Below are 15,612 nucleotides of genomic sequence, written 5' to 3'. Positions count from 1 at the left end.
CGAATAAAATAAAATGTCACAACTGCTCAACTACAAATTAGAAGGTGAGGGTCACACCCTTGTATTGATCCACGGACTATTTGGAAGTTTAGATAATTTAGGTGTGCTAGCGCGCGAATTAAAAAATGATTACCAAGTACTTAGCATAGACTTACGTAACCATGGGCGTTCATTCCATTGTGAGCAGCATGACTACCCTTCAATGGCAGAAGATGTAAAGGCATTAATCGATCATCTCAACATTGACTCGTTCACATTAGTTGGTCACTCCATGGGAGGGAAAGTCGCCATTAAACTTGCAGATATTGATAGAGACCGCACCCAACACCTCATCGTACTAGATATGTCTCCTGTCGCCTACACAAAGCGAAAGCACGATAACGTGTTAGCTGGGTTGCACGCAGTAATTAAAGAGAAACCTACCTCCCGCTCTGAAGCACTGCAGATAATGACAAAACATATCGAAGAAGATGGAGTTAGACAATTTTTAAGCAAATCTCTATTTAACAATAACGGTATATTCTGTTGGCGATTCAATGTGCCTTCGGTAGAAGAGAATTACTGGAATATTCTTGGTTGGGCAGATATTGAGCCTCTTTCAACTCCTACCTTGTTTGTAAAAGGTGGAGCATCAGATTACTTACTTGCTGAACATCAACCTTATATCCAAAAGCAGTTTACTCACGCAAAAGCTCATGTAATTGCAAATGCAGGCCATTGGCTTCATGCTGAGAAACCCAAGGAAGTGCTCAGAGCAATCGATAAATTTATTCAGCCGTCGTAACAACATTTAAGCAAAGCGCGAATTAACTTTATTCAGCAACAATGTTATAGTGCGGCCAATTGAATTGGCATAAAGGGATACCATGCTATACGACTACATGAACATCATTGAGTCGATTGGACTCGACCTGTTGTTTGCGTCTATTTTCTTTCTTATCGGAATGGCAATTAAAGACGTATTGAAACAAGGTAATGTTCCACCTTTCGGACGTCGTATAGTTTGGCTAGTACTTTTCTTGGGTTGTACGGGTTTCATCATGAAAGGAATCATACAACTTACTTGGGAAGGCTCTGGTCTGTAACCCTAACAATATTTATTCGCCAGAATTAGACAAATCAAAGGTAAAAACTCTATGGCAAGTGTAGGTATCTTCTTTGGTAGTGATACAGGCAACACCGAAGCTATCGCAAAGATGATTCAAAAACAGTTAGGCAAAAAGCTCGTTCATGTTCAAGACATTGCAAAAAGTAGCAAAGAAGATATCGATAACTTCGATTTGCTTCTTCTTGGTATTCCTACATGGTACTACGGCGAATCGCAATGTGACTGGGATGATTTTTTTCCAGAACTAGAAAGCATTGATTTTTCTGGTAAATTAGTAGCAATTTTTGGCTGCGGAGATCAGGAAGATTACGCTGAATATTTCTGTGATGCTATGGGCACTGTTCGCGATATCGTTGAAGCTAAAGGCGCTACAATTCTTGGCCAAACTTCGACAGAAGGCTATGAGTTTGAAGCTTCGAAAGCGGTATTAGAAGATGACGATAGCCAATTTGTTGGCCTATGCATTGACGAAGATCGTCAGCCAGAACTCACCGATGAGCGAGTGACCAACTGGGTTAAACAAATCCACGAAGAAATGTGTTTATCTGAGCTGGAAGACTGATCTTAAAGCTTCGCAAGAGTTAGGTCGACAATGACCTACTCTTGTTCGGCCGCGTCTCTATACGCTGGCTTCTTTCTAACGTATAGCTTCCTCTGAACTTCAGACACTATCTCGTCATTTTTATCCTTGACTCTTATTATAAACTCGGGAAAGCATTTCTCACCGTTGTGTGTACTCGAAACAATCGCCTCAATTTGCTCTTCAGAGATAATAAAGTCAGCATAAAGATCGCTATAGCCTGGCTTGATAAAATTGATACTCGCCTCTTTATCCCAAACATAATACTCGTCTCCCAAGATCCCCATTAACATCAAAGCATATACCGGATCAGTCAACGAAAAAATGCTCCCTCCATACTGAGCACGATTTGCATTTTTATTCCACCAGCGAAGCTTTAACCTGACTGTAACTTGGCGAAAATCTCTGCTAATCGTTTCAATTTTTATCCCAGCTCCCCAAAAAGGTGGCCATAGATTTAAAGCGCGCTTAACCACGTTCGGCTTGTACAAAACGGCGAGGAATTTGCTCATATTTCCTGTCTCTATCGCTTGAATTTTGTTCCTACAATGCACAAATAATAACTGGTCATACCAGCATTTGCAGCAAAAAAGATTCGCTTTCTGTATATTTCTTAGTAACCCTTTGAACTTCGTGGTTTATTGTTTTTAACTACTACAATATAATAATCGAGATACTTGAATTCTGTTTAAGCAACAGATCGTCAACAGGAATATATATGTCAGACAACAACCAAGCGTTAAAAGATGCTGGTCTTAAAGTCACCTTACCTAGGTTAAAGATTTTAGAAGTTCTTCAACAGCCAGAATGCCAACACATCAGTGCTGAAGATCTTTATAAGAAACTTATTGATATTGGTGAAGAAATTGGTCTTGCCACTGTATATCGTGTACTCAACCAATTTGATGATGCAGGTATCGTAACGAGACACCACTTTGAAGGTGGGAAGTCCGTATTTGAGCTCTCGACTCAACACCACCACGACCATTTGGTCTGCTTGGACTGCGGAGAGGTTATCGAGTTTTCAGATGACATCATCGAAGAGCGCCAAAAAGAGATTGCTGCTCTCTATAATGTCACACTGACAAACCATAGCCTATATCTCTATGGCAAATGTGGCGATGGGACTTGTAAAGAAAACCCTGATGCACATAAATTAAAGAAATAGCTTTTTAAACGCTATTAATAACACAAAAAAACCAGCTTATTTTACTAAGCTGGTTTTTTGATCTTCCAAACTAGAACTGAATGGTTAGTTACTTCCTATCTTTGCCCAAGAGTCTCTTAAGCCAACAGTACGGTTAAATACTAGTGCGTCTGGCTTCGAATCTTTGTTGTCTAGACAGAAATAACCCGTTCTTTCAAACTGAATGCCTTTTTCTGCTTCGACATTAGCTAAGCTAGGCTCTACATAACCATTGATTTTTACCAGCGAAGATGGATTCAAAGTACTAGCAAAATCGTCTGCTGCAGCTGGATTCGGAACGGTGAACAGCCTATCGTACAAACGAATCTCAGCGCTCAAACCTTTCTCGGCAGAAACCCAATGGATAACCCCTTTTACTTTACGGCCATCAGCTGGGTTCTTACCTAGAGTTTCTGGATCGTAGCTGCAGTAGATAGCAGTGATTTCGTCATTTTCATCTTTCTCAATTCGCTCCGCTTTAATGACATAAGCGCCACGTAAACGCACCTCTTTGCCTAAGACAAGACGCTTATATTTCTTATTTGCTTCTTCGCGGAAGTCGTCACGCTCAATCCAAAGCTCACGTGTAAATGGTACTTCTCTTGTTCCCATTTCAGGCTTGTTTGGGTGGTTAGCAATAGTGAGTACTTCAGCTTCTTCACCGAAGTTTTCGATAACCACTTTTACAGGGTCTAAGACTGCCATCGCGCGAGGCGCATTTTCATTTAAGTCATCACGAATACATGATTCAAGAGAACCAAACTCAATCATATTTTCTTGCTTAGTCACACCAATTCGCTTACAGAACTCACGAATTGAAGCTGGTGTAAACCCACGGCGACGTAAGCCAGAAATCGTCGGCATACGGGGATCGTCCCAACCTTCAACAAGATTTTCAGTGACGAGTTGATTCAGCTTACGCTTTGACATAACAGTATATTCAAGATTTAGACGACTAAATTCATACTGATGAGGTTGGCTTTCAATGGAAATATTTTCCAAAACCCAGTCGTATAAACGACGGTTATCTTGGAACTCTAAAGTACACAGCGAATGAGTAATGTTTTCGATAGCATCAGAAATACAATGAGTGAAGTCATACATCGGATAAATGCACCACTTATCACCTGTTTGATGATGATGAGCAAATCGAACACGATATAACACAGGATCACGCATCACCATAAAAGAGGAACTCATATCAATCTTCGCTCGAAGACACGCTTTACCTTCTTCAAATTCGCCAGCACGCATTTTCTCAAACAGAGCTAGGTTTTCTTCAACACTACGGTCACGGTAAGGGCTTGGTTTGCCAGGCTCCTTCAGCGTACCACGATATTCACGAATTTCTTCTGATGTAAGTTCATCAACATACGCTAGACCTTTGTTAATAAGTTCAACTGCGTAGCCGTACAACTTGTCAAAGTAGTTTGACGAATAGCAAACGTCACCAGCCCACTCAAACCCGAGCCAATGAACATCATTCTTAATCGACTCTACATATTCAACTTCTTCTTTTTCTGGGTTGGTATCATCAAAACGCAAGTTACATTGGCCCTGATAATCCTGAGCAATACCGAAATTTAAACATATGGATTTCGCATGCCCAATATGCAGGTAACCATTAGGTTCTGGCGGAAAGCGGGTATGCACGCTAGTATGTTTACCATTCGCTAAATCTTTATCGATTATTTGGCGAATGAAATTCGACGGACGAGCCTCAATTTCACTCATCTATTGCACCTCAATGTATTCAGTATTCTCAAAACCCTAATATCTCTAACTGAGATATCTATCTTCGCCAATGATCCACGATTCTAGGGCGTTACACAATACGATTCGGTGAATTAATAAAATAATTTGTACAAACTGACGGAAAGATGCTCAACAATCAATCAACAAACAAAAAAAGCCTCCAAATGGAGGCCTTGAGCAATCATATAAAAGGTATTATTTCGGAAGTTTCACATCCGACAGGTCGTCGCCTGCTCCAATTGCTTTCATCTCGCCAGCGATAATTTCAGCAAGTGGACCAAGAATGACTTGTAAGTTATTCTCACCTAGCTTAACGACACCTTTCGCTCCGAGCTTTTTCAGTACCACTTCGTCAGCGACTGAGCGATCTTTTAAGGTTAATCGTAGGCGTGTAATACAAGCATCGATTGAGGTTAAGTTTTCTCTTCCGCCAAGTGCTTTTAGATATTGGCGAGCAAGCTCACCTTCAGCGCCTTCTTCTCCATCCACTGGCATATCTTCTTCATCTTCCCGACCTGGCGTTTTGAGATCCCAGAAGCGAATTGCAAAGTAGAAGATAACAAAGTAAATAACACCAAATGCTAAGCCAACAAATATCAACTCTAGTGGTTTCGTTGCTAAGCCCCAGTTTAGAACAAAGTCAATTAAGCCCGCCGAGAAACCAAATCCGTCAAGAATACCGAGATAGTTGGTCACGACCAAAGACAAACCAGTCAAAATTGCATGTATAACATAAAGTCCTGGAGCTAGGAACATGAACATGAACTCTGTAGGCTCTGTAATACCAGTCACGAAAGCAGTTAGAGCAACTGATATAAATAGGCCAGCAACATGTGGACGTCTATGTTTTGGAGCCGCTAGATACATTGCTAATACCGCACCAGGCAAACCGAACATCATGATTGGGAAGAAGCCTGTCATGAACACACCAGCGCTCTTATCACCAGCGAAGAAGCGGTTTAAATCACCAGTTTTAACGATGTCTGTAACTTTCTCGACTACAGTTGTAATTTCTGGAGTCACTGCATTTGCAAAGTGGAAAGTATGCGCTTGTCCTACAACAAGTTGCTTAGCCACTGCTGGGTCGACACATAGCTGAGTCACATTGTGCAGTACGCCAATAGGAGCAGTGATGATTTCTTGGCATGTACCTTGGCCGAACCACATATAGGCGTTTAACACGTAGTGCAAACCAACTGGAATTAACGCACGGTTTAGTGCACCGTAAATAAACTCACCTATATAGCCAGCATGAACAATACCGTGTGCTGCGGAGTTCAAGCCATGCTGTATTGTTGGCCAAACAATGCCTGCAATCGCGCCAGCAATTAACGCAAATAAACCTGCCATAATTGGAACGAGTCGTTTGCCCGCAAAGAAAGCAAGCCATTCTGGTAGACGAGTCTTGTGAAAGGCATTATATGAGTGGCCCGCGATAACCCCGGCAATAATACCGCCGAAGAACGACATATCGATATCTTTATTTATTGATTTAGTTGTAGCGACAAGTACGAAATAAGCAACTGCTCCCGCTAATCCTGCTGCACCAGCACCATCCTTGGATAAACCAATCGCTATTCCGAGTCCAAATAATAATGGAAGGTTTGTAAATATCGCACTACCTGCATCTGCCATAAAAGCAATATTAAGCAAGTCAGGTTGTCCAAGACGCAATAGAAGCGCCGCAACTGGTAACGTTGCAATAGGTAACATTAACGCTTTACCTAATTTTTGCGCATACCCAAGAATATTCACCTCAAGTTCCCCCTATAGGATTTTCGAATATTTGGTCGAGACACTTTTTTCGATGCCTCAATTTAGTCCAAATAAGTGTATGGCAATAAATTCGTATCGCAAATTAAAACCCTCACATGTGTGACAAATATCACTAAGATTTGATCAATTTAGTTATTTCCACTGGATGAAAAATGAAACTTATTTTACAATACAAAATATCAATCCACATGTTGTTGTTAATTCAGGGATGGCCAAAAAACTAACGAAATGTTAATTAGACAACAACTAAACTGGTATCGATAATGCCTTAGAATTAATGGGTTGATCAGATAATTTATCAAATAAATTAACTTTTGCAAACGAACAAGTAATAAGGATTGGCTAGCAATGTACGCGCTGACAAACTGCAATATTTATACTGGCAGAGACGTTCTTAGAGAGCATGCTGTCATTATCGACAATGACCTAATTGCTGGCATCTGCGCTTTAACTGAAGTGCCAAGCAATATCCAAACCATCGATTTAGATGGCGCAAACTTAAGCCCTGGTTTTATTGACTTACAGCTAAATGGCTGTGGCGGAGTGATGTTCAACAATGATATTTCATTAGACACTCTACAAACCATGCATGAAGCCAACCTACGCTCAGGTTGTACAAGCTACCTACCTACTCTGATTACATCAAGCGATGAAGATATGCGAAAGGCCATCGATGTCACCAGAGAGTACCAAAGCAAATTTAAAAACCAATCGCTTGGGCTTCATCTAGAAGGACCTTATTTAAACCCAGAAAAAAAAGGTATTCACTGCATCGACTACATTCGTCAACCCGCGACTTCTATGGTGGATTACTTGTGTGAGAATGCTGACGTGATTAAGAAAGTTACGTTGGCACCCGAAAAAAATGATCACCGCCATATTGAACAACTAAAGAAAGCAGGCGTCGTGGTTTCAATTGGCCACACCAACGCGACGTATGTTCAAGCAAGAGAAGGGTTTGAGTCTGGAATTACTTTCGCAACTCACCTATTTAATGCGATGACTTCCATCGCAGGTCGCGAGCCGGGAGTGGTTGGAGCTATTTATGACACGCCTGAAGTGTATGCTGGTGTTATTGCTGATGGATTTCATGTAGATTACGCCAATATTAGAATTGCGCATAGCCTGAAAGCGGATAAGCTAGTATTAGTGACCGATGCCACAGCACCAGCAGGCGCTGAAATTGATCACTTTATTTTTGCCGGTAAGAAAGTATATTACCGAGATGGCATGTGCATCGATGAAAGTGGCACACTAGGTGGCTCAGCACTAACAATGATAGAAGCTGTACAAAATACTGTTGAGCATGTTGGGATCGCTTTGGACGAAGCGCTTAGAATGGCCACGTTATACCCTGCTACCGCAATTGGGGTTCAAGATAAACTTGGACGAATCAAAGCGGGCATGGTAGCTAACTTAACGGCATTTGATAGCAACTTTAAAATCCAAGCGGCAATAGTTAATGGGATATACGAGCAAATTTAATAATGAATGGCGGACAAATTGGTAATGTAGACTTAGTAAAGCAACTGAATAGCGCGGCTGTTTATCGACTCATCGATCAACAAGGCCCGATCTCTAGAATTCAAGTTGCCGATATCAGTCAGCTCGCCCCCGCGAGCGTTACCAAAATTACCCGTCAATTACTTGAACGTGGCTTAATCAAAGAAGTCGCACAGCAGGCATCTACTGGCGGGCGCCGCGCTATCTCGCTAAAAACTGAAGTCGAACCTTTCCACTCATTAGCGGTTCGACTCGGTCGCGACTATATCCATTTCAGCCTCTACGATTTGGCAGGCAATGAACTAGCGTCAACAAATAATGAATTTTTCTACACTACCCAAGAAGAGCTGACAGAGGGTGTTGTTCACCAAATATCCTACTTCTTGAAAAACCACCAATATACAATCAAGCAGCTCATTGCGATAGGTATTGTCTTACCAGGATTGGTGAACCCAGAAACAGGTACGGTCGATTATGTTCCCGGCATTAAGGTCGACCGACTTAATCTTGGTCATATTCTTCAAACCCAATTTAAAGTTCAGTGTTTTGTCGGCAATGACGTGCGCGGAATGGCTTTAGCAGAGCACTACTTTGGCGCGAGCCAAGACTGCCAAGATTCAATTCTAGTCAGTGTTCATCGAGGCACAGGTTCCGGTATTATCGTCAATGGCCAAGTGTTTTTGGGCTTTAACCGCAATGTTGGCGAAATAGGCCATATCCAAATCGATCCACTTGGAGAGCAGTGTCAATGTGGCAATTTTGGCTGTTTAGAAACCATTGCCGCAAACCCTGCAATCGTCAAACGTGTGAGACATCTTGCTGCACAAGGCTACGAAACCAGCCTTTCTGATCTTCCTCAAATTACAATTAAAGATGTTTGTATACACGCAAACAACGGCGATGAGCTTGCACAGCAAAGCCTTATCCGTGTAGGAAACCAACTGGGCAAAGCTATTGCTATTACAATCAACTTATTTAATCCCCAAAAAATCATCATTGCTGGTGATATTACTCAAAGCAAAGATATCGTTTTTCCTGCCATCAGAAGAAACGTAGAGAATCAATCTCTTAAGACATTCCATGATAACTTGCCAATCGTCGAATCGCAGTTAAACGATCAACCTTCGATGGGAGCATTTGCAATGATCAAACGTGCGATGTTAAACGGTGTACTATTGCAAAAACTTCTGGAAGAATAAGTCACTAACGGCTTTGTAATCTAATACCCGTTAATCCTTTTCATTGATTTATCAAAGCTCGTAGGCTTTTATCCTTCGGACATTAATTCCGTGGATAAATTAGCCTGCTTTGTGCATTTCTCAAAGAAACAATAAATAATATACATGTTGGCTTAAGGGATTTTATTACGTATGGAATTAGTTCTTATCTCCTCTGTATTCGTAGCAGGTTTTATTGCATCAAGGTGCCAGCTACCACCCTTGGTGGGTTTTTTGTTCGCTGGATTTATATTGCATTACTATGGGTTTCAAACTAATGAAACCATCATCACTCTATCGGAGCTCGGTGTCACCTTATTGCTATTCACAATTGGTCTAAAACTCGATATCAAAGTACTGCTCTCCAAAGAAATCTGGGCTGGCGCAACGATACACAACTTACTGACCACTTTGATATTCAGCCTCTTTCTCGTCCTTCTCAAATTCATTGGTGTGTCATTTCTCGCTTCCCTGCCACTACCGCAATTGATCCTTTTAGGGTTCGCTTTATCTTTTTCTAGCACAGTGTTTGCTGTTAAATCCATCCAAGATAAAGGTGATATGAACGCCACCTATGGAATGATTGCGATTGGTATTCTGGTTATGCAGGATATTTTCGCGGTTATATTCCTCACCGCATCAACAGGCAAAATACCGCATTGGTACGCAATCGCGCTGTTTGCCCTTCCTCTTCTAAGACCGATATTTTTTAGAATCCTCGATAGAGTCGGTCATGGTGAAATGCTGGTGTTGTTTGGCATTTTCTTCGCGTTAGTTATGGGAGCCGGCCTTTTCCAATTAGTTGGTGTGAAGCCTGACTTAGGTGCTCTGATACTAGGGATGCTATTGGCTGGCCATAAAAAAGCATCTGAATTATCCAAATCTCTATTTAACTTAAAAGAACTGTTTTTAGTCTGCTTCTTTCTAAATATTGGTCTCCAAGCTCAGCCCTCATTAGTCGCTGTTTCGCTTGGAATACTGTTCGTTTTACTTCTACCTATCAAAGGCTTGGTATATTTCTCTGTATTACACAAATTTAAGTTCAGAATGCGAACCTCTTTACTCACGACTCTGACCCTATTTAACTTTAGTGAATTTGGCTTAATTGTTGGTGCACTCGCATACAAATTAGGGTGGATTGGTGGCGATGTAATGGCCTCTATTGCCATCGCGGTTTCTATTTCATTTGTACTGGCTGCTCCCCTCAACAGCAAAGCGCACAAGTTGTATCGAGGCATCTCTCGACGGTTTAAAGAACACGCCGCCGATTCGTTAAATAAAAAAGATCAACTGATACACCCTGGTGAAGCGCAAATACTCATCTTTGGTATGGGGCGTATCGGCACTGGTGCCTACGATGATTTGAAATCTCGTTTTGGTAGCATTTCTCTAGGTGTGGATGTAAAAGAAAGCACAGCAGCTCAACATAAAGAGCTAGGCAGAAATGTGATTGCTGGCGATGCTACCGATCCCGACTTCTGGGAACGAATACTCGACACCTCTAAAGTCAAACTCGTTCTGCTTGCAATGCCCCACCACAAGGGGAATCAAACGGCGTTGGAGCAACTTCAAAAAATTGGCTTCAACGGTCAAATCGCCGCTATCGCAGAATATCCCGACCAATTAAACTCTCTGGTTGAAAGTGGCGTCGACGCCGCATTTAACATTTATCACGAGGCAGGTAGCGGCTTCGCACGGCACGTATGTGAACAGCTAAAACCTGATTTTAACCCAGTCTCACAAGAGCCCATTTATTCAACAAAAAATGCAAACAACGAACAATAAATCGTCATTACATAAATAAAATTTTATATATGCTCAAATAATTAAATGTTTTTTAATGATTACGCTATTGGTTTTTATTTTATTGCATTACTGCTTGCTTTTTTTAAACCCAATGGCAAATTGTATTGTATTGAGTTCAGATTAAAGAGAAATAAACATGTGTTCAGTATTTGGGATCCTAGATATAAAAAGTGATGCAGCTGCGCTTCGTCCAATCGCCCTAGAAATGTCTAAAAAGCTACGCCACAGAGGCCCAGATTGGTCTGGGATCTATGCTTCAGACAAAGCAATCCTAGCCCATGAAAGGCTTGCAATTGTTGGCTTAAACAGTGGAGCGCAACCTCTTTATAATTCTGATAAAAGCTTGATTCTTGCGGTGAACGGTGAAATTTATAACCACAAAGAAATTCGCGCCAAGTATCAAGACAAATACGATTTTCAAACCGATTCTGATTGCGAAGTCATTCTTGCGCTTTATCAAGACTTAGGAGCTGATCTTCTTGAAGAGCTCAATGGTATTTTTGCTTTCGTTCTTTACGATGAAGAGAAAGATCAGTATCTAGTCGGGCGAGACCACATTGGTATTATTCCTCTTTACCAAGGCTACGATGAACACGGTAACTACTATGTGGCTTCTGAAATGAAAGCCTTAGTGCCAGTGTGCAAAACCATAAGCGAGTTTCCACCAGGATGCTACTTCTCCTCTGCCGATCAAGAGCCACAGCGCTATTATATTCGTGACTGGAACAGCTATGCGGAAGTAGAAAACAACACAACAAGCAAGGAAGAGCTAACCGAAGCCTTAGAGGCTGCAGTTAAACGTCAATTAATGACAGATGTGCCTTATGGCGTGCTACTTTCTGGCGGTTTAGATTCCTCAATCACATCTGCTGTGGCGAAAAAATTCGCAGCGATGCGTATCGAAGATAACGAGCAGTCTGAAGCTTGGTGGCCGCAGCTGCACTCTTTTGCTATCGGCCTTGAAGGTGCTCCTGATCTAAAAGCAGCACGTGAAGTTGCGGATCAAATCGGCACTGTCCACCACGAAATGACCTACACCATTCAAGAAGGTTTAGATGCCATCCGCGATGTGATTTACCATATTGAAACTTACGATGTCACCACTATCCGCGCTTCTACACCCATGTTCTTGATGGGGAGAAAAATCAAAGCGATGGGTATCAAGATGGTGCTTTCTGGCGAAGGAGCCGATGAAATATTTGGCGGTTACCTCTACTTCCACAAAGCGCCAAACGCGCAAGAGTTTCATGAGGAAACCGTACGTAAGTTGTTAGCACTCAACATGTTTGACTGTGCTCGCGCAAACAAATCTTTAGCGGCTTGGGGCGTTGAAGGTCGAGTTCCTTTCTTAGATAAAGAGTTTATCGATGTCGCTATGCGCTTAAACCCGAGGGACAAAATGTGTGGTAACGGCAAAATGGAGAAACACATTCTTCGTGAGTGTTTTGAACACTATCTCCCAGAAGCAATTGCTTGGCGCCAAAAAGAGCAGTTCTCAGATGGTGTAGGTTATAGCTGGATTGACACGCTAAAAGAAGTCGCAGAAGAAAAAGTCACTGATCAACAAATGAGCTCAGCGAAATTCCGCTTCCCATATAACACGCCAACCACAAAAGAAGGTTACGTGTATCGCGAGATATTTGAAGAGTTATTTCCATTAGAGTCAGCTGCTCAATGTGTTCCTGGAGGCCCTTCAGTGGCTTGCTCTTCAGCAAAAGCAGTTGAGTGGGATGAAACATTTAAAAACTGTGTCGACCCTTCTGGTCGCGCTGTTCAAACCGTACACAACGACGCCTATTAAACATTAAATTCAAAACAACTTCAGACTAAGGTGATGCTAGAATAGTTTTCTGGCATTGCCTTTTTCTGCAACTGAACGTCGTTATCACAAGGAAATGATATGAAAACCATAGTCTGTTTAGATGGTTACACTTTAAACCCAGGTGATAACCCTTGGCTACCAATAGAAAAGCTTGGGCAATTCATTTGCTACGATCGCTCAACCGCAGGTGTGAATCAGGTTATCGAGCGAGCAAAACCAGCGCATATATTACTTACCAATAAAACACCTATCAGCAAAGAAGTGATCGATGCATGCCCAAGTGTAGAATGCATCGCAGTCTTAGCGACTGGCTACAATGTCGTTGATATCAAATATGCCAAAGAGAAAAATATACCGGTATTGAACGTGCCTGCTTATGGAACAGATACAGTCGCTGAAATGGTGTTTGCTCACATTTTTCAATTCGTACGTAATGTCGCTCTGAACAGTGAAGATGTGCGCGGTAATCTCGGTTGGACCAACAACGAAGATTGGACGTACTGGCTCAATCCACAACTTGAGTTAGCGGGCAAAACGATTGGCATTATCGGTTTTGGCAAAATTGGGCAGCGAGTAGGCGAGATTGCGCATGCTTTTAAAATGAATATCCTAGCTCATGAACACTTTTCTCAGCAAAATCAGCTCAGCTACCCGTATGAAGCCGTCGACCTAGATACCTTGCTATCACAATCCGATTTTGTGTCCCTGCACTGCCCTGCTCTTTCCACCACGGAAAACATAATAAACAGACAAACATTAGCAAAAATGAAAAGTAACGCTTTGCTCATCAATACGTCTCGTGGACAACTGGTCAACGAACAAGATTTAGCAAATGCTTTAAACAATGAAGTCATTTCAGGAGCAGCGTTAGATACATTGTGGCACGAGCCACCGGCAACTGGTAACCCCCTGCTGTCAGCAAAAAACTGTACCATTACTCCTCACCTTGCATGGGCGACATTAGATGCCCGCCAACGTATCACCCAAACGGTTGCCGATAATATTGAGTCGTTTCTTTGTGGTGACCCACAAAATGTGGTGAACTGAATATCAAAAAATAACTAAGAGCTCACTTGCTCTTAGCTATCTCAACGAATTCATTTCACAATACTTCCCCTTGCCATTCCAGCAAATTTCATTAGAATACTTGCCCGTTTTTCAGTCAGATAGGTGAGCAATGTTTATTGGATTCGACTATGGCACGGCTAGTTGTTCAGTTGCGGTCATGCAAGATGATACGCCTAAGATGGTACCGCTGGAGGGCGATAGCCATTTCATTCCGTCGACACTGTGCGCCCCTACAAGAGAATCGGTGAGCGAATACCTTTATCGTTTTTTTTCAAGTTGAGCCCTCTGATGAATTAGGAGACCAGCTACTTCGCAGTGCAATTGCAGCCAACCGACACGAAGGAATGGAGCTAGAGTGTGATGATTTGATATTTGGGCAAGCTGCATTGGAGCGCTATCTGGACGATCCTGAATACGTTTACTACATCAAATCTCCCAAGTCCTTTCTCGGTGCAAATGGTTTAAGAGATATGCAGATCCGTTTTTTCGAGGATTTGGTCTGCGCCATGATGGTCAATATAAAACAAAAAGCTGAATCCCAACTTGAACAGCAGATCACCCAAACTGTTATTGGCCGTCCTGTGAACTTCCAAGGCCTAGACGGAGAAAAAGCTAATCAGCAAGCAGAATCAATTCTTGAAAGCGCAGCGAAACGAGCGGGATTCGTAGACATTGAGTTTCAATTTGAACCCGTCGCCGCAGGTCTTGATTACGAAAGCCAACTCACCGACGACAAAACGGTTTTGGTTGTCGATATTGGTGGCGGAACCACAGACTGCTCACTGATGAGAATGGGACCAAGTTATCAAGCTCAAACTAATCGCAAAGGAAGCCTGCTTGCTCATAGTGGCTATCGAGTAGGTGGAAACGATCTAGATATTTACCTAGCATTTGAAACAGTGATGCCAGCACTAGGCAGAGGCTCAAAGATGCAAAACGGTATTTACATGCCTCAAGTTCAATTTTGGAACCCAATCGCAATCAACAACGTCGCCGCACAAACTGACTTTTATATGGCAAGCAACCGCAAGGTACTTGAGCAACTCAAAAGCAAGGCGGAGTATCCTGAGCTTATTAATAGACTACTTACCGTTCATGATCAGACTCTGGGGTATCAAATTGTCAGGCATGCAGAAGAAACCAAAATTGCCATGTCCAATCACGATAAATTGAACTCAGTATTGAAATTAGACAGCCAATCTATCGAAACGGCTATCAATCAGAAACAACTTGAGTTAGCCATCACCAATCCAGTAGAAAAAATTGTGGGCTTAATTAGAAATACATTGGAGCAAACGAGTGAGAAACCCGATGTCATATATATGACTGGAGGAAGTTCACGTTCACCTATATTGCGCTCTCTTATCGAAAAGGAATTACCGGGTGTAGCCATCGTTTCTGGAGACTTTTTTGGCTCAGTGACAGCTGGCCTAGCACGCTATGCAAAACAACTGTTTGCGTGAAAAATCTTTATCTTTAAGTTATTTGGGAATAAACAAAGAAACCCTCGACTTCACGTTGTAGTCTAGTGATACTAAGAAAACATCGAAAATGAGGAGCAAAACATGCCTAGTGAACAGGGAAACTTGACCATCAATGCGCTGCGGAAATTAGATGAATCTGATGACTTATTAGCAATGGAAGAGATTAATCAATACACCAGTCAGTTTTATCGGTTAATTTTTGCTAGTTCTATTTTGCCTTTAACATTTTTCATTCATTGGTGGACACGATAGCGCACTTGCCTATCGATACTTAGCGGCCTAAATCACTCGTATTTAAGCCGCTAGT

General features: G+C 42.0%; 13 protein-coding genes and 1 pseudogene. 11 read left to right on the top strand and 3 right to left on the bottom strand.

Translation table 11 applies throughout. The annotated features are described in order from the left end of the window. Window positions 1–13: 13 nt before the first annotated feature. From ACM2FC_RS06690 to fldA, 3 genes are all read left to right on the top strand, one after another. Complete coding sequence (locus ACM2FC_RS06690; protein ID WP_498480113.1) at window positions 14–784, top strand: alpha/beta fold hydrolase; 771 nt, start codon at window positions 14–16, stop codon at window positions 782–784. Between the two features lie 82 nt (window positions 785–866). After that, entirely contained in the window at window positions 867–1,085 is a 219-nt protein-coding gene (locus ACM2FC_RS06685; protein ID WP_498480112.1) for a DUF2788 domain-containing protein, read from the top strand. 51 nt (window positions 1,086–1,136) lie between these two features. Further along, complete coding sequence (gene fldA, locus ACM2FC_RS06680) at window positions 1,137–1,670, top strand: flavodoxin FldA (RefSeq protein ID WP_498480111.1); 534 nt, start codon at window positions 1,137–1,139, stop codon at window positions 1,668–1,670. Window positions 1,671–1,705: 35 nt separating this feature from the next. Here the strand turns inward: fldA and ACM2FC_RS06675 are convergent, their stop codons facing one another. Next, the gene (locus ACM2FC_RS06675; protein WP_498480110.1) at window positions 1,706–2,200 is read right to left on the bottom strand and encodes a DUF4442 domain-containing protein; all 495 of its coding nucleotides are present in this window, start codon (window positions 2,198–2,200) and stop codon (window positions 1,706–1,708) included. Between the two features lie 206 nt (window positions 2,201–2,406). On the opposite strand from ACM2FC_RS06675, the gene fcrX reads away from it, so the two are divergent. Further along, window positions 2,407–2,856, top strand: a complete 450-nt coding sequence (gene fcrX, locus ACM2FC_RS06670; protein ID WP_498480109.1) for a ferric iron uptake transcriptional regulator FcrX — start codon at window positions 2,407–2,409, stop codon at window positions 2,854–2,856. Between the two features lie 84 nt (window positions 2,857–2,940). On the opposite strand, the gene glnS is transcribed toward fcrX, so the two are convergent. Both glnS and nagE read right to left on the bottom strand, forming a co-directional pair. Next, window positions 2,941–4,608: a glutamine--tRNA ligase gene (glnS, locus tag ACM2FC_RS06665; protein WP_498480108.1), complete on the bottom strand. Its 1,668-nt coding sequence runs from the start codon at window positions 4,606–4,608 to the stop codon at window positions 2,941–2,943. Window positions 4,609–4,824: 216 nt separating this feature from the next. Continuing rightward, entirely contained in the window at window positions 4,825–6,384 is a 1,560-nt protein-coding gene (gene nagE, locus ACM2FC_RS06660) for an N-acetylglucosamine-specific PTS transporter subunit IIBC (RefSeq protein WP_498480107.1), read from the bottom strand. A 369-nt stretch (window positions 6,385–6,753) separates the two neighbouring features. Between nagE and nagA the strand changes: the two genes are divergently transcribed. From nagA to ACM2FC_RS06625, 7 genes and pseudogenes are all read left to right on the top strand, one after another. Further along, on the top strand, window positions 6,754–7,890 hold the full coding sequence (gene nagA, locus ACM2FC_RS06655; RefSeq protein ID WP_498480106.1) for an N-acetylglucosamine-6-phosphate deacetylase: 1,137 nt from the start codon (window positions 6,754–6,756) through the stop codon (window positions 7,888–7,890). 2 nt (window positions 7,891–7,892) lie between these two features. Beyond that, window positions 7,893–9,107: a DNA-binding transcriptional regulator NagC gene (gene nagC, locus ACM2FC_RS06650; RefSeq protein ID WP_498480105.1), complete on the top strand. Its 1,215-nt coding sequence runs from the start codon at window positions 7,893–7,895 to the stop codon at window positions 9,105–9,107. Window positions 9,108–9,278: 171 nt separating this feature from the next. Then, window positions 9,279–10,910: a cation:proton antiporter domain-containing protein gene (locus ACM2FC_RS06645; protein WP_498480104.1), complete on the top strand. Its 1,632-nt coding sequence runs from the start codon at window positions 9,279–9,281 to the stop codon at window positions 10,908–10,910. A 157-nt stretch (window positions 10,911–11,067) separates the two neighbouring features. After that, on the top strand, window positions 11,068–12,732 hold the full coding sequence (asnB, locus tag ACM2FC_RS06640) for an asparagine synthase B (RefSeq protein ID WP_498480103.1): 1,665 nt from the start codon (window positions 11,068–11,070) through the stop codon (window positions 12,730–12,732). 99 nt (window positions 12,733–12,831) lie between these two features. Further along, window positions 12,832–13,800 carry a D-2-hydroxyacid dehydrogenase gene (locus ACM2FC_RS06635; RefSeq protein ID WP_498480102.1) on the top strand — a complete coding sequence of 323 codons (969 nt, stop codon included), beginning with the start codon at window positions 12,832–12,834 and terminating at the stop codon, window positions 13,798–13,800. Between the two features lie 130 nt (window positions 13,801–13,930). Then, window positions 13,931–15,284: pseudogene (gene yegD / locus ACM2FC_RS06630) on the top strand (molecular chaperone). Between the two features lie 102 nt (window positions 15,285–15,386). Beyond that, entirely contained in the window at window positions 15,387–15,557 is a 171-nt protein-coding gene (locus ACM2FC_RS06625; protein ID WP_498480101.1) for a hypothetical protein, read from the top strand. Window positions 15,558–15,612 lie beyond the last annotated feature (55 nt).

It is taken from the genome of Vibrio sp. A37, assembly GCF_059777565.1.
This window is presented reverse-complemented; position numbering and strand designations above follow the sequence as displayed.